Genomic DNA, 21,197 nt, shown 5'->3' with positions numbered 1-21,197 from the left:
AAACCACGTGAGCATCGACGAGTTCGACCGGCTGGTGGAGAAGCTGGACCTGGAGCGTAAGGTGCGGCTGCTCACCGGGGCGACCGTGTGGTCCACCCACGCCGAGCCGGGCATCGGACTGCGGGCCATGGTCACCTCCGACGGCCCGGTCGGTGTGCGCGGGGAGGGCTGGGACGAGCGGAGCACCTCGCTGACCCTGCCGTCGGCCACCGCACTGGCCGCGACCTGGGACGAGGATCTGGTGGAGCTGCTGGGTGGGCTGCTCGCCGCCGAGGCGCGGCGCAAGGGCGTGGACGTCCTGCTCGCCCCGACGCTCAACCTGCACCGCTCGCCGCTCGGCGGGCGCCACTTCGAGTGCTACTCCGAGGACCCCCTGCTGACCGGCAGGATCGGCGCCGCCTGTGTCCGGGGAGTCCAGTCCGGCGGGGTGGCGGCCACCGCCAAGCACTACGTCGCCAACGACTCCGAGACCGAGCGGCTCACCCTCGACGCCCGCGTCGACGAGCAGGTCCTGCACGAGCTGTACCTGGCGCCGTTCGAGGCCGCGGTGCAGGCGGGCGTCTGGGCCGTCATGTCCGCCTACAACGGGGTGAACGGGACCACGATGTCGGAGAGCCCGCTGCTCACAGACCCGCTCAAGACGACGTGGGGGTTTGACGGGGTGGTCGTGTCGGACTGGGGAGGCGTCCGCTCCACCGCTCCCTCGGCCCGCGCCGCGCAGGACCTCGCGATGCCGGGGCCGCAGGGCCCCTGGGGAGAGGCACTGGTCGCCGCGGTGCGCGCGGGCGAGGTACCCGAGGCCGCGATCGACGACAAGGTACGGCGCCTGCTCAGGCTGGCCTCCCGGGTCGGCGCGCTGGACCTCGGCTCCGCCGTCCCGCCGGAGCCCGCGGAACGGGAAGACCACGGCCCCGCCCGCGCGCTGCTGCGCCGGGCCGTCGCCGCGAGCACGGTGCTGCTGCGCAACGAGGGGTCGCTGCTCCCGCTGGACCCCTCGCGGCTGCGCAGGGTCGCGGTGCTCGGGCCGAAGGCAGCCGTCGCCAGGATCCAGGGCGGCGGCAGCGCGGGCGTGTACCCGATGTCCGTCGTGTCGCCCCTCGACGGCATCCGCGAGGCGCTGTCCGGCACCGCGGAGGTGCTCCATTCGCCCGGCCCGCACCTCGACGACCGGCCCACCCCGCTGGGCACGGAGAACGCCCGCAACCCGCTGACCGGTGAACCCGGCGTCCTGGTCAGGCTGCTGGACGCCGGGGGCGCGGAGATCCACGCCGAGCACCGGCTGACCGGCCGCGTCCTGGAACCGGCGCGGATCGACGCCGCGGCCACCGTCGAGATCCGCGCGCTGCTGAGCCCGGCGACGGACGGCGCCTGGGAGCTGGCGGTGGCCGGATGGGGGCACGTGCTGCTGGAGGTGGACGGCCGCGTCCTGGTGGACGAGGAGGTGGAACGCGACACCGACGACCCCGCCACCGTGCACCTGTCCCCGCCGTACCGGCGGGTCAGGGTCCCGATGGCCGTGGGCAGGGCGGTGGAGCTCGTCTCCCGGCGGCGGCTCGACCCCGGCAGCGGGATCGCCTCGGTGCTGGCCGCCGACCCGCCCCGGCGAGCCGACGAGGTGGAGCTGGCGGCCGCGGTCGAGCTCGCCGGGACCTGCGACGCCGTCGTCGTCGTGGTCGGCTCCACCGAGGAGATCGAGAACGAGGGCGTCGACCGTACCCACCTTGACCTGCCGGGACGCCAGGACGAGCTGGTCCGCGCGGTGGCCGCGGCCAACCCGGCCACCGTCGTGGTCGTCAACTCCGGCGGCCCCATGGTCCTGCCGTGGCGCGAGGAGGTGGCGGCGCTGCTGCTGAGCTGGTTCCCCGGCCAGGAGTACGGGCACGGCCTGGCCGACGTGCTGTTCGGCCGCGCCGAGCCCGGCGGCCGGCTGCCCACGACCTGGGCGGAGCGGGCACTCGTCTCCACGGCCCCCGACGGCGGGACGCTCGCCTACGCCGAGGGCCTGGACATCGGCTACCGCGGCTGGCTGCGGCAGCCCGAGCCGCCCGCGTACTGGTTCGGGCACGGGCTCGGCTACACGTCCTGGTCCTACGACAGCCTCACGCTGCCCTGGGAGGCCGCCCCCGACGGCTCGCTGCCGGTCCGGGTACGGCTGCGCAACACCGGCGAGCGCGCCGGGCGCGAGGTCGTCCAGGTCTACCTGTCCCGGCCGGAGACGGGCGTGGCCCGTCCCGTGCGCTGGCTGGCCGGCTACGTCCTGGCCGACGCGGGGCCCGGCGAGGTCGTCGACGTCACGGTGGACATCCCGGCGCGGGCCTTCCAGCACTGGTCGGCCGAGCACCACGCCTGGCGGGCCGAGGAGGGCGCCTTCACGGTGCTCGCCGGACGCTCGGCCGCCGACCTGCCGTTGAGCGTCGAGGTGCTCGCCGGTGAGCAGGCGCCGAGCCCGCGAAAGCCCTCGGGAGAGCGCTCTCTCGCTGTGCTATAAAAGCCTTCTGACGTACTCCCCACAGCTGAGGCCGGGGGTCTTCACGCTTAAGGAGAGGTTATGGGCGAAGGCCTGCCGCGGGTGTCGGCACCCCCCACCCTGGAGGATGTGGCACGGGCGGCGGGGGTCTCCCGGGCCACGGTCTCGCGCGTGATCAACGGAATTCGCAATGTCGATCTCGCGATCCAGGAGAAGGTCAGGCAGGCGATCGCCCTTACCGGCTACGTGCCCAACCAGGCGGCGCGCTCGCTGGTCACCCGGCGGACGGGGGCGATCGCCCTGATCGTCTCCGGGGCCGGCGGCGACGAGGAGAACCCGTTCCCCGGCCATGTCTTCGCCGACCCGTTCTTCGGGCGGGTGGCCGGGGGGGTCGTCGGTTTCCTGCGCCCGCTGGGCATCTACCCGATCCTGATGTTCGCCGACACCCCGGAGAGCCGCGACCAGGTCATCGCCTACCTGCGCCAGGGCAACGCCGACGGGGCCATCCTGGTCTCCATCAGCGCCGAGGACACGCTGCCCAGGCTGCTCGCCGAGGCCGCGCTGCCCACCGTGCTCTTCGCCAGACCGGCCAGGCCGATCCCGATCAGCTACGTCGACGTCGCGCACCGGGCCGGGGGCAAGCTGGCCGCCGACCATCTCGTCGCCCGAGGCTGCCGCCGGCTGGCGACCATCTCCGGCCCGCTCGACGTCCCGGCCAGCCAGGACCGCCTGGCGGGCTTCCAGGAGGCGATGGCCGTCCACGGCCACCCCTACATTCCCTGCGTGGAGGGCAACTTCACGCTTGCCAGCGGCGAGGCGGCGATGGAGCGGCTGCTCGCCGAGCACCCCGACATCGACGGAGTCTTCGCGGCCAACGACCTGATGGCCCAGGGCGCCCTGCTGGTGCTGCGCCACCACGGGCGCCGGGTGCCCGACGACGTGGCCATGGTGGGCTTCGACGACAGCAGCGCGGCACTGGTCTGCCGCCCGCCGCTCACCACGGTCCGCCATCCCGTCGAGGACATGGCCGCCGAGATGGGACGGCTGCTGCTGGCCCACATCGAGCAGCCGGACCACCCGGTGACCTCACGGATCTTCGAACCGACCCTGGTGATCAGGGAGTCGGCCTGATCCTGGAGGCCGGTAGAGGGCGTGAGACGGCCGTGGTGGCCGCCTCCGCCGGCGTGGCGGGCTGCCTACCGGTCGGCGAGGGGGGTGCTCGCCTGGACGGACGGCGCGTGCTGGGGGCAGCCCGGCGGGGGGCCCATCGTCTCCGAGCGCGAGATCACCGTGAAGGAGGCCTCAAGGTGGGTGAGCTTCAGCAGCCTGAGGACCACGGGTGGCGCTCCGGCCAGGAGTAGCGGGGCGTCGTGCTCGCGTGCGTACCGCTTGATACCGATCAGCGAGCTCAGGCCGCAGGCGTCGATGAAGGTGACCCCGGAGAGGTCGATGATGACCGTTTCGTGGCAGGCGTCGATGGTTTCCTGCACGCAGTCGGACAGTTCCTGCCTGGTGGCCAGGTCGAGCTCGCCGGCCACCGTGATGACCACGAAGCCGCTCGCGTGTTCGCTCGTGAGTTGAAGTGCGTTCATCGCCCACTTCCCTGCAGGCTCACGTGAATGTACGTATCCGGCCGGGGAGTGTCACTCTGACGTCCGGCCTCAGCTCGTCCTCCCGATCGCGTCTTGCCCGGCGCGAAAAAGGATGGACGATCTGAAGCCACGATACTCCCTAACGGTGCGAACCATCGCTTTCCGTGATCGTGTAGCTTCGAAGCGAAGTGTAGATGCCTACCCGTATATGTGCCAGCTATTCGAGGAAACAGTTTGCCGGTGGCGCGCGTCGACCTTCGGCCGGAGGGCTCGAAAAGGGTTGGGAGGGTGCTGCGAGAGTTGCGGAAGAGGAGGGTGAGCCGGCCGGGAAAGCTGCTCTGAGCTGGGGTGATTCAGTTCGTCGAGTGGCTCGGGGTCAGTGCGTCCAGCGCCTCGCGCAGGCTGCCGCGTACCTCGAAGTGCCGGTCGAGATTGGTGATCGTCAGCAGATGGGTGATCATGCCGGGACCCACCACCAGGATGAGGCGGCAGTGGGCCTCCCTGAGCCGGGTGAGGGTGCCCACCAGGACGCCCAGTCCCACCGAGTCGCAGAACGGCACCCTGGTCAGGTCGACCACCAGACCCGGGACGCCGGCACCGTCCAGGACGCGGTCGATCTCCGCGCGCAGCCGGGGAGCGACGGCCAGGTCAAGCTCGCCTGTCGCCCGCACGACCGCGCAGGGACCGCTGCGCCACGTCTGAACATCAAATGTCGAGATCACGGTCATCACCTCCGTGCCCCGCTGACTGCCCCAGCCGAAGATTGTTATGCGCATAAATCACTTTTTGCAGATGTTCTCCGTGGCCGTCCTCGCCGTTGGGGTCGCCAAGGGGGAGGCGGTCGGAGTCGCCGGTGCGGCCGTCTCCTTCACGGTGACCTTCTTCGGCGGCGCGTGTTTCAGGCCGACGACCACCTCGATCGCGTCACCGAGGCTCTCCACCCGGCGCGACTCCGCGCCGGGTAGCGCGGCGGCGACGGTGCGCGCCGAGTCCTCGCGGCCCGGACCGTACCGGACGACCGTCCTTTCGAAGCCCTTCTGCGGGGTGTTGCCGGCCGTCTCGGGCACCAGGAATCCGACCTTCTGCAGCTCGGCCCTGGTCTGCGCGCCCAGCCCCTTGATCGTGGTGCCGTTGAGAACCCTGAGGGAGATCCGCGCGGGCGGTACGGTCAGCGCGGGAGCCGAGGGGGAGGCCGAGGCGCTCGGGGTGGGCGTGGACTCGGCGGGTTTGGTCGGCTTGACGAGCGTCTCGTCGGCGGCGATCCGGCGGAACAGCTCCTTGGCCGCGTTCTTGTCCCAGAGCACGGCGGACTCGCCGGTCGGCGTCCGGTAGTCGACCTCGGCGAGCGGGACCGTGGCGAAGGCCACGTCGTCCGTGGAGACGTCCTTGAGCTGGTTGGCCAGGCCGAGCAGGTCCTTGCGGAGCGCGTCGTCCACCCGGACCGTGTCGAGGGCGGTGTCGACGAACGAGGCCAGCCTGATCGGGTTGGTGAGCGTGTCGCCGCTGAGTGCCTGGTTCAGCAGCGCGGAGATCACCTGCTGCTGGCGGTCGATGCGGTCCAGGTCGGAGCGGGCGGTGGCGCGGGTTCGGGCGTAGGAGAGGGCCTTGACGCCGTCGAAGGAGTAGGTGCCCGGCTCCAGGTTGAGCGCGGTCTTCGGGTCGTTGATCGGGACCGGTGTGCAGACCGAGATGCCGCCGAGCGCGTCGACCACGTTGATGAAGCCGAGCACGTTGACCTCGACGTAGTGGTGGAGGGTCAGGCCGGTGGCCGCCTGCACCGTGCGGGTCGCGAGCTTCGGGCCGCCGAACTGGTAGGCCGCGTTGATCTTGTGCTGGCCCTTGCCGGGGATCGTCGTCCAGGTGTCGCGGGGGAGGCTGACCACGGTGACCCTGCGGTGGTCCTCCGACAGGTGGATCACCATCATGGTGTCGGTGCGCTCGCCGCTCTCGCGGCCCAGCTTGAGCTGGTTCTGCTGCTTGCGGGTGAGGTCGTCGCGCCTGTCGACGCCGACCACCAGGATGTTCATCGCGCCGCTGCTCGGCCGCGACTCCAGCAGCCCCGCGTCGACCGACTTGATCTTTGTCGTCGCGTAGTTCGTCAGCGCCCACGTCACTCCGGAGCTGCCCAGGACCAGGCACGAGAGCGTTCCCGCGATGACGAGACCGCGTCGCCTGGTGCGGGCACCCCTGGCTGACCTGCGGTCACGTCTCGGGTTCAATCGGACGCTGCCGTAGGCGTCGCCGCCCACGTGCACACCCGAATCCTCATGCGGGTCACGCATGCATGGCCCCCTAGGCTCCTGCTGGGTCGATGAGGTACCCGTTCGTACAGTAGCGTGAGCGACGCCATGAAGCAGTTCCCCGACTCGCCCGCGCCGGCGTCGTCTTCCGAGACACGTGTCTGGCCTCCGATCTCCATCGTCATCCCGGTGCTGAACGAGGAGCGCCATCTGCGGGAGGCGGTGCGTCAGGTGCTGTCGCAGCGGTACGAAGGACCGATCGAGGTCGTCCTCGCGATCGGCCCCTCCCGCGACCGCACCCAGGAAGTCGCCGACGAGATCGCCGCCGACGACCCCCGCGTGATCGTGGTCCCCAACCCCACGGGCCGGACTCCCAACGCGCTCAACGCCGCCATCGCCGCGTCAAGCAACAAGATCATCGCCAGGGTGGACGGCCACGCGATGCTCCCCGACGACTACCTCCGGGTCGCGGTCGAGACCCTTGAGGAGACCGGCGCGGACAACGTGGGCGGCATCATGGCCGCCGAGGGCGTCACGCCGTTCGAGCAGGCCGTGGCCCGCGCGATGACCTCCAAGATCGGTGTCGGCGGCGCCAGATTCCACACCGGCGGCACCGCGGGCCCGGCCGACACGGTCTACCTCGGCGTGTTCCGCCGGGAGGCTCTGGAACGGGTCGGCGGCTACGACGAGCACTTCCAGCGGGCCCAGGACTGGGAGATGAACCACCGCATCCGCGAGACGGGCGGCCTGGTCTGGTTCCAGCCCCGGATGCGCGTCTCCTACCGGCCGAGGCCCAACCTCAAGGCCCTCGCCAAGCAGTACTTCCACTACGGACGTTGGCGCAGGGTGGTCGCCCGCACCCACGAGGGCACGATCAACCTGCGCTACCTGGCGCCGCCGCTGGCCGTGCTGGCCATCCTCGCCGGCCTGGTGCTCTCCCCCTTCCTCTGGCCGGGCCTGCTGATCCCCGGCGGCTACCTGGCGGCGATCCTGGCCGGCTCCGTGGTCACCGGCAGCGGCCTGCCGACCCAGGCACTCATCCGGCTGCCGCTGGTCTACGTCACCATGCACATGTCGTGGGGTTGGGGTTTTCTGACCAGCCCGAGGAGGCTCGGCAAGCCGGGCTGACCCCTTTCACCGGGGCGGGAACCGGTCAGGGGCGGGCATCGACCACCTGACCGGTGACGCCGGAGGCGAGCACGTCCAGCGAGGTGCGGGCGACGGTGCGCGGGGCGTCGCCCCGCCCGGGAACGACGCAGTTGACCCGTACCCCGTAGAAGGCCCATTCCCCCGCCAGCGCCCGGGTCAGACCGGCCACCGCGGCACCCGCGGCGGAGCGCAGGCTGTCATCGGCGCCCTCGACCCGGGCGGGGGCGTGGAACAGCAGGTGGCCCCGGGTCTCGCGGAGATGGGGGAGGGCGGCCCTGGCGATGTTGACCGGGCCCAGGTGGTGCACGTTCACGCTCTCGGCGATCGCGGTGTCGTCCACCGCGTCGAGCCGGCCCGAGGGCGCGGTCCCCGGGGCGTTGACCACGTAGTCGATCCCGCTCGTCTCCTTGGCGGCGTGGGCGAGCGCGTCGGCCACGGCGCCGGGGTCCTCGACACGCACCCCTTCGAGCGCCCCGGAGAGGTCGGACGGCCCGGGGAAGCGGAACACGCGGGCGCCGTGCTCTCCGGCCAGCTCCGCCACCTCGGCGCCCGCGCCGAAGACCACCAGGGTCCTGCCCTCCATCGCCTCGCGCAGGGCGGAGGCCGAGGCGGAGGGAACGTCGCTCGCGGCGAGCCGCAGGAGCGTGTCGGCGATGAGGAGGTCCACCGGGTGGGTGACCTTCATGTTCCGCTCGCTGCCGGTCACCACGTGGATCGGCACCTCGGGCAGGTAGCGCAGCACCACGCCGCAGTCGTCGGTGGGCGGCCGGTCGCCGAAGCCGGGGTCGGCGAAGGCCCGCTGGTACGCCTCGCGGATCACCGAGAGCCGGAAGCACTGCGGGGTCTGGACGCGGCGCAGGGTGGCACGGTCGGGGACGTCACGGACGATCTCCCCGTCCGGCCCCTGCGAGGTCACCACGATCGTGTCGGAGCTCGGGATCGCCACCTCGACGGCCGAGCAGGTCCTCAGCGCCTCGACGCAGTCGGTGATGATCCTCCTGTCCGCCAGCGGGCGTACGGCGTCGTGCAGCAGCACGTCGCACTCCCGTGGCCCCAGGGCCCGCAGCGCCCGCCAGGTGGTCTCCGGGCGGCTCTGGCCGCCCTCCAGGACCTGGGTGACCTTCGCGAAGCCGTTCCGCTCGACGATCCGCTCCACCTCCCCGGTGAAGCCGGGCGCCATCAGCACGATGACCTCGTCGATCTCCGGCGCCTCCTCGAACAGGGCGAGGGTGTGTTCCAGGATCGTCCGGCCCGCTATCTCCAGCAGCTGCTTGGGGGTGCCGAGGCCGACGCGCCGGCCGACGCCGCCTGCCAGGACCACTCCGACGGTTCGAGGGCGCGGTTCACGTTCGGCCAAGATCAGATTCCTTTGACAGTTCGGATATGGCGAGGGTAATGGGTGCGTACCCGATCGTCCGGCGTGCTCCCGTGCTATCCCGTCAAGATCTAGCTACCCTGAGTGCGCACTCCCCGATTCGTACGGTGATCCCGTCGGATACGAAGGAGCCCGGATTGCCTGACTCTCACGCCGCCTCCCAGACGGCCGCGGTCGTGCTCGCCACCACCGAGGCGTCCGCCCTGCGCTGTCCCGCCGGAACGCTGCTCGACAGGCTGACCGGACAGCTTGCCACACTCTCGGTGCGGGAGGTGCACGTGGTGACCCGCTCCAGCGACATCATCCACGCGCCCGGCGGCACCCACATGATCGGCGCCGAGGGGTCGCGGGGGCTCGCCGACGACCTGCGCAGGGTCGCGAAGGTGGCTCGCTCGTCCATCGGCCCCGTGCTGCTGGTCGCCGGTGACCTGGTGGCGCACACCGAGGCGCTGGCCATGCTCACCGAGCATCCGGCCCGTGACACCCGCGCGCTGGTGAGCGAGGGCGAGAGGGCCGCGCCGGGGCCGTCACGCCCGCCGGTCAGGATCGACGGCGGGAACGTGGTGGCCGCGGGCACCTCCTTCCACGAGGTAGGCGAGGCGGACGGCACCTTCAGGGGCGCGCTCCAGGTAGGAGTGTCCGACCTGACGCGCCTCGCCGAGGCCGCCGAGACGCTCGCCGAGCTCGCCGAGGCGGGCGGCTTCGGCCCGATGGACGGCGGCGAGGCCCCGCAGCTGCTCCTGGTCGGTCTGGTCCGCGCCGGTGTCCCGGTGCGCGCGGCCGGGCTCGGCCGGCTGCACGGCGACCGGATGGCCGAGCAGGCGGACGTGGACTCGGCGGTGCCGAGGCTGGCGGAGGTCGACGAGGCCGAGGCCCGGCTGGACGGCGCGGTCAAGACCAACGACGGCTTCTTCGCCACGTACGGGGTGAGCTCCTGGTCCAGGCACCTGGTGAAGCTCGCCGCCAGGCTCGGTCTGACGCCGAACGCGATCACCGGCATGTCCGTCGGCCTGGCCGCGCTCGCCGCGGTCTGGTTCTCCACGGGCACCCGGCAGGCCCTGATCGCCGGGGCGGTCCTGCTCTACCTGTCGTTCGTGCTCGACTGCGTCGACGGCCAGCTCGCCCGCTACACCCGTGCCTTCTCGCCGTTCGGGGCCTGGCTGGACGCCACCTTCGACCGGGTCAAGGAGTACATCGTCTACGTGGGCCTCGCCTTCGGGTACGCGGCCGGGCTGGAGGCCACCGGCGGCGGACCCGACGGCATCTGGGGGCTCGCGGTGGCCGCGATGATCCTGCAGCTGCTCCGGCACATGATCGATTTCTCGTACGCGGGGGCGCGTGCCGACGCCGCCCGGGTGGGCGCGGCCTGGGCCAGGACGCCGGGCTCACCGGGTGACCCGGCCGATGACGACAGACGGCCGGTGCCGCTCCGCGAGCCGGAGCGGCAAGCCGCACCGGTGGGTACCGGTGCCGTGCGGGCCGCGGACGGCGGGGCCGAGCAGGACACCGGGAGAGCGGCCGGGGACGGCGACGGGCCGGGTACGGGCAACGCGATCGTGCGGCTCTCGCGGACCATGGAGAAGGCGTCCCCCACCCGCTGGTTCAAGAAGATCATCGTGCTGCCCATCGGGGAGCGGATGGCCCTGATCGCGGTGACCGCCGCCCTCTTCAACGCCCGGGTGACCTTCGTCGCGCTGCTGGTCTGGGGCGGGATCGCCGCGACCTACACTCTCGCGGGCCGGATGGGCAGGTCGTTGAGCCGGTGACTGGAGACGGTGGGCGCGCGGCAGGGCGGGGTGGGCCCGCCACGAGACGGGAGACTCCGGCGTGGACGGGGGCTCCGCCGGGGCGGCGGTTCCCGCCGTCGAGCCGGCCGGTCACGGGATCGGCCGGGCCTGTCACGGGGCAGGCGGTGTCCGTCGCGGGGCGGGCAGGAACGGTCGGGCTTTCCACGGGGCGACTGGGAAAACGGATGTGATCATGGTTTCTGTGCAGATGGCGCCGGTGCCGCGTAGTGCCGTGGTCGCCTACCGGGACGACGGGGTGCCGTCGAGGGCCATGGGCGCACTGGTCGCCGGGCAGCTGCCGCCGCTGCCGCCCGCCATCGTCGGGATGTTCGTGACCGGGGTGCTGCTGCTGGTCGGCGTGGCCGGCACCGACGGGCTGGCGGTCTTCGCCCCCGCGGTGGCGCTGCTGCTCGCCGGTCCGGGCAGCTCCCACCCGCACGACGGCCGGCTCGACTGGCTGGTGCCGCCGATCCTGCGTCTCACCGAGTACGGCTTCGTGGCCTCGGTGGGCTTCGCGCACGACGTGCCGCCGTGGCTGATCCTCATGCTGCTCGGCGCGATGGCCTTCCACCACTACGACGTCGTCTACCGTCTCCGGCAGCGGGTCTACCCGCCGGCCTGGCTGGCCACATCCGGCCTCGGCTGGGACGGCAGGATGCTGCTGGTCGCCCTCGGCGGCCTCGCCGGGCAGGTCGCGCTGGTGTTCGTGCTGCTCTCGCTGTACCTGTGGTGCCTTTTCAGCTGGGAGAGCATCACCTGCTGGCTGGCCGCCCCGAGGTTCGGGATGGACGCGGCCGACCTCGGCGCACACGATTGAGAACACCCGGCAAACCCTCAATTACACGATCAGGGCCTGAAGGCAACTAACCTTTGGGGCCTAGGAGTGCCCGCCGGGAGGCTCTCACCCGAATGAGGAGTGCGCGTTGCTGGGAATGGTGCTGGCCGCCGGGGCCGGACGGCGTCTGCGGCCGTACACGGACACGCTGCCCAAGGCGCTCGTGCCGGTCGACGGCGACACCACGATCATGGACATCTCGCTGCGTAACCTCGCGGCGGCCGATCTCCGCGATGTCGTGGTCATCGTCGGTTACCAGGCGCAGGCCGTACACGAGCGCAAGGCCGAGCTGGAGCGGCGGCACGGCGTGAAGCTCACCCTCGTGCACAACGACAAGGCCGAGGAGTGGAACAACGCCTACTCCCTGTGGTGCGCGCGCGACTACTTCGACCAGGGTGTGCTCCTGGTCAACGGTGACACGGTGCACCCCGTCTCGGTGGAGGAGACGCTGCTCTCCGCGCCCGCGACCACCGACATCCTGCTCGCGGTCGACGACGTCAAGAAGCTCGCCGACGAGGAGATGAAGGTCACCCTCGACGGCGGCCGTCACCTGCGGCTGATCACCAAGCTGATGGATCCGGCCGAGGCCGCCGGTGAGTACATCGGCGCCACGCTCATCCGTCCCGGCATCGGTGAGCGCCTCGCCGACGCCCTCCAGGCCACCTTCGAGCGCGACCCGCAGCTCTACTACGAGGACGGTTACCAGGAGCTCGTGGCCCGAGGCGAGAAGATCGCGGTCGCCCCGATCGGCGACGTCCCGTGGGTCGAGGTAGACAACCACGACGACCTCGCCAAGGCGCGGGAGATCGCGTGCCGATACTAGCCAGGATGCTCCCGGCGCCCTTGTCCATGGAGGTGCGGCGGGGCGCGATCGCCCAGCTCGGATCGTTGCTGGCGGACAGCCGGGTGGCGACCTCCGGGCGGGTGGCGGTGGCGGTGGGGCCGGGCCAGGGAGACAGGATCACCTCGGTGATCGCTTCCTCGCTCGACGAGGCCAGGTTCTTCCGGGTCCCGGACGGCTCGGTGGACGAGGCGGTCTCGCTCGGCGCCGAGCTGCGCAAGGGCGCGTACGAGGCGGTCGTGGGCATCGGCGGTGGCAAGACCATCGACGTGACCAAGTACGCCGCGTCGCTGGCCGGGATCCCGATGGTGGCGGTGGCCACCAACCTGTCGCACGACGGGATCTGCTCGCCGGTGGCCTCGCTGACGCACGACGGCGGCAAGGGCTCCTTCGGCGTGCCCATGCCGCTGGCCATCATGGTGGATCTCGATTTCGTCCACGACGCGCCCGCCTCGCTGGTCCGTTCCGGGGTCGGTGACGTGGTCAGCAACCTCTCGGCGATCGAGGACTGGCAGCTCGGCGCGAGCGAGCGCGGCGAGCCGATCGACGGCCTGGCCTGCGCGATGGCCCGCACCGCGGCGGAGGCGGTGATCGGCAGGGCCGACTCGATCGAGGCCGACGCGTTCCTGACCGTGCTGGCCGAGGCGCTCATCCTGTCGGGCATGTCGATGGTGGTCGCCGGGTCTTCCCGTCCTTCGAGTGGCGGAGACCATGAGATCCTGCATGCCGTGGATCAGCTTTTTCCCGGCACCTCCAACCACGGCGAGCTCGCCGGGATAGGTGCCGCGTTCTGCTTCTTCCTCCGCGAGGACTCACGGAGGCTCAACCAGGTCGTCGACTGCCTGCGCGGGCATGAGCTGCCGGTCAGCCCCACCGACGTGGGACTGTCCGCGGCCCAGTTCACCGAGGCGGTCATACTGGCGCCGGCCACCCGCCCCGGTCGCTACACGATCCTTGAGCACCTGCGCCTGTCGGAGCCGGAGATTCGTGATCGGGTGGAGGATTATGTCCGGGCCGTCGGTCGCTGAGCTCCGTGCGGTGGCCCAGCCGCACTCGACCATGGAACGCAACAGCGGCGAGCACTGGGCCGGCGTGCTCTACATGCGCAAACTGTCGATCTACGTCACCTGGTTCCTCGCCAAGACGCCGATCACGCCCAACCAGACCACCTGGCTGATGATCCTCACCGGGTTGCTGGCCGGAGTGGTGCTCGCGCTGCCCGGCCTCTGGGCGGCGGTGCTGGCGGCACTGCTGGTCCAGCTCTACCTGCTGCTCGACTGCTCCGACGGCGAGTTGGCCCGCTGGACCCGGCGCACCTCCATCACCGGCGTCTACCTCGACCGGGTCGGCCACTACTTCGCCGAGGCCGCCCTGCTCATCGGGCTGGGGTTCCGGGCGTCGGAGATCCTGCCCGACTGGTACACCGTGACGGGCTTCGCCGCCGCGCTCGGCGCCATCCTGATCAAGGCGGAGACCGACCTGGTCGACGTGGCCCGCGCCCGCTCCGGGCTGGTCGCGGCGAGTGAGGCCTCGGCCGAGCACTTCCAGTCGCGCGGGCTGGGCCTGGCGCGTAAGGCCGCGGCGGCGCTGAGGTTCCACCGGATCGTGCAGGCGGTCGAGCTGTCCCTCCTCGTCGTGGTCGCGGCGATCTGGGACGCGATCAACGGAGGGCTGGCCGCGACGAGGGTGCTCGTGGTGGCCTGCGTGGTCGTCGCGGTGCTGCAGATGATCCTGCATCTGATCAGCATTCTGGCGTCCAGGCGGCTTTCATGAGGAACCGGATGGCGTCCGGGCGCGTCGTAGGTGCGAACACCTTACTGTTTGGCAGGTGTTCGCCGACGGTTCCGATACGCTTGTTTCCCGGTAAACAAGGAAGCATTGACCCTGCCATAATTGCCCGATCCAGCAGACTCGGTGATCATGAACGTATGCTCCGTACGTGCTTTCGACGCGTCAAGGCGATGACCCGTTGAAGATCTCGTGCGTCATCCTCACCATGGGTAACCGGATCCCAGAGCTGGACCGGGCGGTCGAGTCCGCGCTGAACCAGGTCGACGGCGACGTCGAGGTGGTCATCGTCGGCAACGGCACCGATGTTCCCGAGCTGTCGGCCACCGTGCCCGAGGGGTCCTCGGCCTCGATCAGAAGCGTGCGGCTGAGCCACAACGCGGGCATTCCCGCGGGCCGCAACCGTGGCGTCGAGGAGTGCACGGGCGACGTCGTCCTCTTCCTCGACGACGACGGCTGGTACGCCGACCAGGGGCTCGTCTCCCACCTGCGGGAGCGCTTCTCCACCGAGCACGACCTCGCGGTCGTCTCCTTCCGGGTGAAGGACCCCGACGGCGGCATCGGCCAGCGCCGCCACGTTCCCCGCCTGCGGGCGGGCGACCCCGAGCGGTCCTCCCCGGTCACCACCTTCCTGGGCGGCGCGTGCGCCATCCGCCGGTCGGCGTTCCTCCAGGTCGGCGGGCTTCCCGAGCGCTTCTTCTACGCCCATGAGGAGACCGACCTGGCCTGGCGGCTCCTCGGTGAGGGCTACCGCATCGAGTACGACGCCAAGACGGTCATGTACCACCCACAGGTCCCCCCGACCAGGCACACGGACTTCTACCGGCTCAACGCCCGCAACCGGGTCTGGCTGGCCCGCCGCAACCTTCCCTGGGTGCTCGCGACGCTCTACCTGCTCAACTGGAGCGTGCTGACCCTGGTCCGCGAGCGCTCGGGGCCCGCCCTGCGCGCCTGGTTCAAGGGCTTCGGCGAGGGGCTCAGAGAACCCGCGGGGGAGCGTCGCCCGATGGGCTGGAAGACCGCCTGGCGCATGCTGCGCCTCGGCCGCCCACCGATCGTCTGAGTCCCGCTCCGGCATGGACGTCTACACTCTCGGCGAGGCCTTCGGCGTGGTCACCAGCGGCCGGATCCGCCACGAGCACGAGGCCAGGCTGGACGTCGCCGGCGCCGAGTTCAACGTCGCGATCGGGCTGTCCAGGCTCGGCCACCGGGTGAGCTGGCTGGGCAAGGTCGGCGGTGACGAGCTGGGGTCCAGGATCCTCACCGTGCTGCGCGGCGAGGGGGTGGACGTCTCCGACGTCCGGGTGGACGAGGGATCGCCGACCGGGATGCTCCTGAAGGAGTCGAGGCTCGGTCAGGCCGCCAGGGTCACCTACTACCGCACGGGCGCCAGGCTCGCCCAGGGGAACGTTCCCGTCGACCGGGTCGCGGCCTCGCGCGTCCTGCACGTCAGCGGGATCACCGCCGCGCTGAGCGCGCGCGACGCCATGCACGCCGCGGTACGGGCCGCGCGGACCGCGAGGGTCCCCGTCTCGGTGGCGATCGACTACCACGACCAGCTCTGGCCCGACCTGCGGGAGGCCGAGGAGATCCTCAGCGTGCTGGCCTGCTCGGCGGACGTGCTGTTCGTCCGGCAGAGCGAGCTCGACCTGGTCAAGCCCGCGCTCACCGGAGACCGCGAGGTCATCGTGATACGCGGCGCCCGGGGGGCGAGCGTCCGGGTCGACGGCGTCCGCCACGACGCCGCCGGCATCTCCGCGCCGGTGGTCGATCCCAACGGCTCGGGGGACGCCTTCGTCTCGGGCTATCTCAGCGCGGCGCTGGAGGGATTGCACCCGACCGACCGGCTGCGCCGCGGGTTCCTGCTCGCCGCCTTCGCCTCGTCCGGCCCCAGCGACTGGCAGGGCCTCCCGACCAGAGCCGAGCTGCCCCTGCTGGAACTCGACGGCTGACTCCGTACCGGGGCCGTCGAGACCCGCCGGTGGGGCCGGGGTACGGGACTCCCCGTTATCCGGTCGCTCGCCGCCCCCGGTTAAGTGATCATTGACGTATGTCCGCACGTGAGATTGTTGTGCTCGGTTCCGCCAGTGCGGTTCCCACCCGTACCCGTAATCACAACGGCTATCTGCTGCACTGGGACGGACACGGCCTGCTGTTCGACCCGGGAGAGGGGACGCAGCGGCAGATGATTCACGCCGGGTTCAGCGTGCACGACGTCAACTGGATCTGCCTGACCCACTTCCACGGCGACCACTGCCTCGGAGTGCCGGGAATCGTCCAGCGGATGTCACGTGACGGGGTGGCCGAGGCGAACGCGGCCTTCCCCGCCAGCGGTGCGCTCTACTGGGAGCGGCTGCGGCATGCGACGATCTTCCACGACACCATCCGGATCCGTGAGCAGCCGCTCGGCGGCTCCGTGGTGGAACTCGACACCGCCGACGCGCCGTTCACCCTGACGGCCCGCCGGCTCGACCATCCGGTGGAGGCGTACGGCTATCGCCTGGTCGAGCCCGACGGCATCACCATGCTGCCTGACGAACTCGCCGCCCGGGGCGTGCACGGTCTCGCCATCCGTCGGCTGCGGGAGGACGGCCAGGTCACCGCTCCGGACGGCACGGTGGTGACCCTGGGTGAGTGCAGCGTGCATCGTCCCGGGCAACGGTTCGCCTTCATCATGGACACCCGCCTCTGCGACCCGGTCTTCGAGTTGGCCGACGGGGCGGATCTGCTGGTCATCGAGTCGACCTTCCTGGACGAGGACGCCGCGCTGGCCCGTGACTACGGCCATCTCACCGCCGGCCAGGCCGCCAAGGTCGCCTCCGAGGCCGGCGTCCGGCGGCTGGTCCTCACCCATTTCTCCGAGCGGTACCGCGCCGAGGACGAGCACCGCTTCGCCGACCAGGCGGCCGCCGTGTTCCGTGGCGACGTCGTCATCGCCCACGACCTCGCCCGCGTCCCGGTCCCGCCCCGCAGACGGGTGTGAACGCCGCCTGCCCGTTCGTCGGGCGTTGATGCTGACCAGGGAGGCTCTGTCCCAGGTCAGCGATAGCGGCCCGGGGCATATTCGGTGACCGGCGGCCAAAGGCGGTACGGCTCCGCCAGGCGCCCGCTCCGGCCTCCGGCATGGGTGCGGTAGTCGAACCACGGGCTCTCGTGGTCGCGGCGGGCCGCCGCGATCGCGGTGACCGGCCGGCCCCCGCTAAGGCTCCTTGGCCTCGTTGAAGGTCATGGCCATGTGGGAGACCGTGGTCGTGGCCAGGGCTCGTTTGGGCAGGCCGAGTTCGCTCAGTTCCTTGGCGATCGGGTGGTTGCCCAGGCGGATCAGGGCGCCGCCGGGGCGGGTGCGGATGCCGCGGGGGGACATCGACCACGGGATGCGGCGGGTGACGCCATCTGAGTGGCTGTAGGCGTCGAGGGCGGTCATCATGCCGGTGCCCGGCACCGGGACGCCGGGTTTGATCAGCAGGTCCAGCACCAGGCGGCCGTCCTTACGCAGGATGCACCGCTTGTAGGGGGAGGACGTGCGCAGGTCGATGTCGGCCAGTTCCTTGGGAAAACCCCAGATCGTGCGGCCCGCCTCCAGGGTGAAGCCCTGGTCGACCGGGAGCCAGTGGACGAACGCCCCGGCGCCGGTCCTGCGTAGCTCGGACAGGTTCGCGCGCAGCCCGCCGCCGGGGGCGTGGTCCGCGCCGGGTGGCCTGGCCAGGAAGGCGATGCCGAACTCGTGGTAGGGGCCCAGGTCGCCGTCGCGGTAGTCGGCGAACATCAGCGTGCACAGGGCCTTGCGGGGCAGCACCTCGGCGACGTCGAGGTGGGAGTAGGCGATCACGGCCCGTGCGGCGTCCGCCCGGACCAGGTAGGAGGCGCTGCAGACCATGGCGTCTCGGACGCGGACCGGCATGGCGATCTCGCGCCCCTGAATCAGATGGCGTGCCATGCCTCCAGTAGACCAATCTCCAGGCCGGACGTCACCGGTCTGCCCGCCCATTCCTCCAACCGCCCGACGAACGCGCCCGCGTGGTCCGGCCAGTTGTGGTGGGCCAGGGCCTCGGCGTGGCCGCGCCCGCTCATCTCCGCGGCCCCGGTGGGATCGTCCCGCAGCGTCAGCACCGCGCGCACCGCCGCCCCGACGTCGCCGAAGGGTACGACGACCCCGCAGCCGGTCCGCTCGACCAGGGCGGCGACGGCGGGCAGCGGCGTGGTGACCACGGGGACGCCCCGGGACATGTAGTCGATGATCTTGGCCGGTACGGGCCGGTGACCGGGCGCGTCGTGCGGGAGCGACAGCCCGGCGATCGCCCCCTCGGCCATCCGCAGCGCGTGCCGGTTGGGCACATAGCCGTACCAGTCGAGCAGGCCCTCCCGCTGCGCGTCCCGGAGCAGCGGCCTGACCCCGGCGTCGGCGGCGCCGATCAGGTCGAGCCTGATCCCGTGGGGGAGCAGCCGCCTGGCCGTCTCGATCAGCTCGGCCACGCCTCCGGCCTCGGAGAGGTGACCGATGTGGACCACCCGGTCGCGGCCGGGCCGCGCAGGCGGGTTCTCGGGTACGCAGGCGGTGTTGGGGACGACCGGGTGGGGCAGGGAGAAGCGGTCCCGGTAGGAGTCGTCGGCCAGGATCAGGCGCAGCCGGTGTTCCGCTCGGGCCTCGATCCGGCGTACCAGCGAGGGCAGGGCCCAGTGCCCGGGTGTGGCGCCGGCCTCACCGCGTACGTCCCAGACGGTGGTGGGGCGGCGCCTGGGCAGGCGGGAGAGCAGCTCCGGGTCGTACACGATCAGCAGGTCGGCGCCCTCGACCCCGCGGCTGAGAGCTCCCCTGGCGGCTTTCAGCGCGCGCCTGCGGTGGTTGCCGATCGCCCGGGGCACGTCGATCGCCCGGATCCGCGGATCCGGAGTGACGTTGCAGTCGGTGAAGGGGGCGACGTAGGTGATGTCGTGCCCGGCGTCGAGAAGCGCCCGGATCTGCCGATGCGCGATCCGGGCGTCTTCTGGATGATGAACGATTGTCGCGACGCATACCCGCATATGCCGATGCTGGGTGGCTGTTCCGTCAGCACCGGATGTGTTGAGTTAATTACCGGGGAACTGCCGCTGAACTCTCCTTGGCGGCGGGCGCGGCCTCGGTGGTGGGCGCGGCCTTGGCGGCGGGGGCCGAGGACGGTCGCCGGTAGAGCCATACCAGCCTGGGTTCGAGCAGCCACTTGAAGAGTTTGCGGGTCTCCGGCAGGCAGAGCACGATGGCCAGGGCCAGTGAACTCGACGCGATCGCCGCCACGCCCAGCGGGCCGTACAGCCAGGGGAAGCTCAGCCAGCCCTGGTCCTTGGCGATGACCACCACGACGCCGTGGAGCAGGTAGGCGTACAGGGTGCGGGTGCCGAGGTCGGAGAACCAGGTCTCGCGGCGGGGCACCAGCGCGAGCACCGCGGCCGTCATGATCAGCGCCGCGACCAGCACGGCGGCGCGCACGCCGAAGCCCATCCACCAGGACATGTCCATGGCCTTGAAGCTGTAGCGGAAGTAGATCGGGGCGCGCGGGACGTGCGGCGCGATGAGGATCGCCACCCCGGCGGCCCCGACCAGGACGACCGCGGAGGTGATCTTGACCCAGGTGGGCTTGAGCAGGTCGAAGTGCTCGGGCTTGAGCAGCAGGCCGAGCACGTAGAACGGCAGCAGGCCGAAGAAGCGGTCGATGCTGAAGTCACCGGAGATCTCGGAGAAGCCCGCCGCCATGTAGATGACCACCGCGACCAGCAGCGGTTGCCGCATCCGGGTCCAGATGGGTGTGGAGATCCGCCAGAGGACCAGGGCCACCAGGTACCAGTTCAGCCAGGCCGGATCAATTATCGTCAGCGTCCACTTCTGGCCAAGCCCGTAGCGGAGCACCGCGTAGCCGATCTCCACGACCACGTACGGGATCAGCAGTGTGTCGACCAGCTTGTTGATCTTCGCGTTGGAGTGCCAGAAGTTGCGGCCCAGGTAGCCGCTGATCAGCACGAACGCCGGCATGTGGAACATGTAGATGAACAGGTACGCCGCGCTCGCCGAGTCCGCCTTCAGGGTGGGAACCAGCGAGTGGCCCATCACCACCAGGGCGATCAGGACGAACTTCACATTGTCGAGATACGGCTCGCGCTTCTTCTTGGCAGGGGGAGCCGCGGGCTCCTCCTCGACCTGCGACTCGCGCTCCCGCTCCGCCCGCAGCTCCTGCTCGGCCTGCGGGCCCTGGTTCCAGAACGAGGATTCGCTCTCCCGGTGGTTGTTCTCCCAGTAGGAGAAGGGGCGCTCGCTGCCCGCGGGCGGCGCCTGCCGGGGGGGCGTGGCGGTCTGCGGGTGCCCGGCGCCCGGGAACATCCCGGGACTCGCGGGCTGCCCGGGAGCCTGGGGCGATCCCGGGCCGGGCGCCTGGCCGGGTGCCTGGGGCTGGGGGGCGACGTAGGGGTGCGTGCCCGTCTGCGGCTGCGACACGGGCGGCGGGGCCCAGTCAGGCCGGGGGAGGGGCACCTGGGGGGCGCCCTGTGGGGAGGGGGCTTCCCTCACCCAGGACGGCTCCTGGGCCCACACCGCGCTCTCCTGGGCCCACCCGGTGCTCTCCTGAGCCCAGGTGGTGCTCTCCTGCGTCCAGGACGGGCCGTCCTGAGTCCACGGCTGGGGCGTCTCGCGGGCCCAGGTGGACTCCTGGGGCACCGGTTCGGGCTCCAGGGGCTTGGACAGGTCGAGCGGGTCGCCGGGGTAGGGCTCCCGATATGCCGGGTAACCGCCCCACTCGGTGACCTCGCCGGGGCTCTCCTCCTCCCGGGCGTTCCGGGTTTCGTGCCGGGACGGACGGCCGGCGGCCGGGCCACCGCCCGGCGGCTCCGGCCACGTGGGCTGGTGCCCGCCGGGCGGCTGCGCCTGGCCGGGCGTCGGCCACGGGGCGGGCTTCCGGCCCTGTCCGCCGTCGGAACCGCCGTCGTCCTGGGGGGCCGGCACCTGGAAGGATCGGATGTCGCTCACGAGGGGAAGGCTCAGCTATCTGTCGGAGACCGGGGAGTAGTCGGGCAGACTGGCGGGGGCGCCCGGGGCGGGCCGGGTGATCGTTTGCCTCGCCGCCCCGACCACCCTAAACCGACTGTGAGCCCGCTGTCG

General features: G+C 71.3%; 18 protein-coding genes. 11 read left to right on the top strand and 7 right to left on the bottom strand.

All coding sequences use genetic code 11. The features are described 5' to 3' along the window. Positions 1-7 precede the first annotated feature (7 nt). Together ABZU75_RS22135 and ABZU75_RS22130 are read left to right on the top strand one after the other, a co-directional pair. Positions 8-2,488, top strand: coding sequence for a glycoside hydrolase family 3 C-terminal domain-containing protein (locus tag ABZU75_RS22135; RefSeq protein ID WP_355557178.1), 2,481 nt, complete (start codon positions 8-10; stop codon positions 2,486-2,488). Positions 2,489-2,548: 60 nt separating this feature from the next. Next, the gene (locus ABZU75_RS22130; protein ID WP_350951655.1) at positions 2,549-3,598 is read left to right on the top strand and encodes a LacI family DNA-binding transcriptional regulator; all 1,050 of its coding nucleotides are present in this window, start codon (positions 2,549-2,551) and stop codon (positions 3,596-3,598) included. A gap of 65 nt (positions 3,599-3,663) precedes the next feature. On the opposite strand, the gene ABZU75_RS22125 is transcribed toward ABZU75_RS22130, so the two are convergent. From ABZU75_RS22125 to ABZU75_RS22115, 3 genes are all read right to left on the bottom strand, one after another. Beyond that, positions 3,664-4,059, bottom strand: a complete 396-nt coding sequence (locus ABZU75_RS22125; RefSeq protein WP_355557174.1) for an STAS domain-containing protein — start codon at positions 4,057-4,059, stop codon at positions 3,664-3,666. A gap of 353 nt (positions 4,060-4,412) precedes the next feature. Next, positions 4,413-4,781 carry an STAS domain-containing protein gene (locus ABZU75_RS22120; RefSeq protein ID WP_355557171.1) on the bottom strand — a complete coding sequence of 123 codons (369 nt, stop codon included), beginning with the start codon at positions 4,779-4,781 and terminating at the stop codon, positions 4,413-4,415. A 57-nt stretch (positions 4,782-4,838) separates the two neighbouring features. Next, a complete protein-coding gene (locus ABZU75_RS22115) occupies positions 4,839-6,341 on the bottom strand; it encodes an LCP family protein (protein ID WP_355557169.1) in 1,503 nt (500 codons plus the stop codon). A 66-nt stretch (positions 6,342-6,407) separates the two neighbouring features. Between ABZU75_RS22115 and ABZU75_RS22110 the strand changes: the two genes are divergently transcribed. Further along, positions 6,408-7,427, top strand: coding sequence for a glycosyltransferase family 2 protein (locus ABZU75_RS22110; RefSeq protein ID WP_355557191.1), 1,020 nt, complete (start codon positions 6,408-6,410; stop codon positions 7,425-7,427). A 25-nt stretch (positions 7,428-7,452) separates the two neighbouring features. On the opposite strand, the gene ABZU75_RS22105 is transcribed toward ABZU75_RS22110, so the two are convergent. Continuing rightward, entirely contained in the window at positions 7,453-8,805 is a 1,353-nt protein-coding gene (locus ABZU75_RS22105) for a bifunctional cytidylyltransferase/SDR family oxidoreductase (RefSeq protein ID WP_355557166.1), read from the bottom strand. Between the two features lie 155 nt (positions 8,806-8,960). On the opposite strand from ABZU75_RS22105, the gene ABZU75_RS22100 reads away from it, so the two are divergent. The 8 genes from ABZU75_RS22100 to ABZU75_RS22065 all read left to right on the top strand — a co-directional run bounded on the left by ABZU75_RS22100 (position 8,961) and on the right by ABZU75_RS22065 (position 17,057). Continuing rightward, positions 8,961-10,589, top strand: a complete 1,629-nt coding sequence (locus ABZU75_RS22100; protein ID WP_355557163.1) for a CDP-alcohol phosphatidyltransferase family protein — start codon at positions 8,961-8,963, stop codon at positions 10,587-10,589. A 214-nt stretch (positions 10,590-10,803) separates the two neighbouring features. Continuing rightward, the gene (locus tag ABZU75_RS22095; protein WP_355557160.1) at positions 10,804-11,427 is read left to right on the top strand and encodes a DUF5941 domain-containing protein; all 624 of its coding nucleotides are present in this window, start codon (positions 10,804-10,806) and stop codon (positions 11,425-11,427) included. Positions 11,428-11,533: 106 nt separating this feature from the next. Beyond that, positions 11,534-12,268: a phosphocholine cytidylyltransferase family protein gene (locus ABZU75_RS22090; protein ID WP_030907488.1), complete on the top strand. Its 735-nt coding sequence runs from the start codon at positions 11,534-11,536 to the stop codon at positions 12,266-12,268. A gap of 5 nt (positions 12,269-12,273) precedes the next feature. Further along, the gene (locus ABZU75_RS22085; protein WP_355557189.1) at positions 12,274-13,314 is read left to right on the top strand and encodes an iron-containing alcohol dehydrogenase family protein; all 1,041 of its coding nucleotides are present in this window, start codon (positions 12,274-12,276) and stop codon (positions 13,312-13,314) included. Next, positions 13,292-14,059, top strand: a complete 768-nt coding sequence (locus ABZU75_RS22080; protein WP_030907483.1) for a CDP-alcohol phosphatidyltransferase family protein — start codon at positions 13,292-13,294, stop codon at positions 14,057-14,059. Before ABZU75_RS22085 ends, ABZU75_RS22080 begins: the two co-directional genes overlap by 23 nt. Before the next feature lie 196 nt (positions 14,060-14,255). After that, positions 14,256-15,137, top strand: a complete 882-nt coding sequence (locus tag ABZU75_RS22075) for a glycosyltransferase (RefSeq protein WP_350921116.1) — start codon at positions 14,256-14,258, stop codon at positions 15,135-15,137. A 13-nt stretch (positions 15,138-15,150) separates the two neighbouring features. Continuing rightward, positions 15,151-16,026 carry a sugar kinase gene (locus ABZU75_RS22070; protein ID WP_350920713.1) on the top strand — a complete coding sequence of 292 codons (876 nt, stop codon included), beginning with the start codon at positions 15,151-15,153 and terminating at the stop codon, positions 16,024-16,026. A gap of 98 nt (positions 16,027-16,124) precedes the next feature. Then, a complete protein-coding gene (locus ABZU75_RS22065) occupies positions 16,125-17,057 on the top strand; it encodes a ribonuclease Z (RefSeq protein ID WP_355557155.1) in 933 nt (310 codons plus the stop codon). 216 nt (positions 17,058-17,273) lie between these two features. Here the strand turns inward: ABZU75_RS22065 and ABZU75_RS22060 are convergent, their stop codons facing one another. From ABZU75_RS22060 to ABZU75_RS22050, 3 genes are read right to left on the bottom strand one after another with little or no spacing between them, the layout of a single operon-like run. Beyond that, positions 17,274-18,011, bottom strand: coding sequence for an acetoacetate decarboxylase family protein (locus ABZU75_RS22060; RefSeq protein ID WP_355557152.1), 738 nt, complete (start codon positions 18,009-18,011; stop codon positions 17,274-17,276). Beyond that, entirely contained in the window at positions 17,996-19,096 is a 1,101-nt protein-coding gene (locus tag ABZU75_RS22055) for a glycosyltransferase (RefSeq protein WP_355557149.1), read from the bottom strand. The genes ABZU75_RS22060 and ABZU75_RS22055 overlap by 16 nt, the downstream gene beginning before the upstream one ends. A gap of 49 nt (positions 19,097-19,145) precedes the next feature. Further along, positions 19,146-21,065: an acyltransferase family protein gene (locus ABZU75_RS22050; protein ID WP_355557146.1), complete on the bottom strand. Its 1,920-nt coding sequence runs from the start codon at positions 21,063-21,065 to the stop codon at positions 19,146-19,148. Between the last annotated feature and the right edge of the window lie 132 nt (positions 21,066-21,197).

The sequence above is a fragment of the Streptosporangium sp. NPDC005286 genome (assembly GCF_040607515.1).
GTDB lineage: Bacteria > Actinomycetota > Actinomycetes > Streptosporangiales > Streptosporangiaceae > Streptosporangium.
This window is presented reverse-complemented; position numbering and strand designations above follow the sequence as displayed.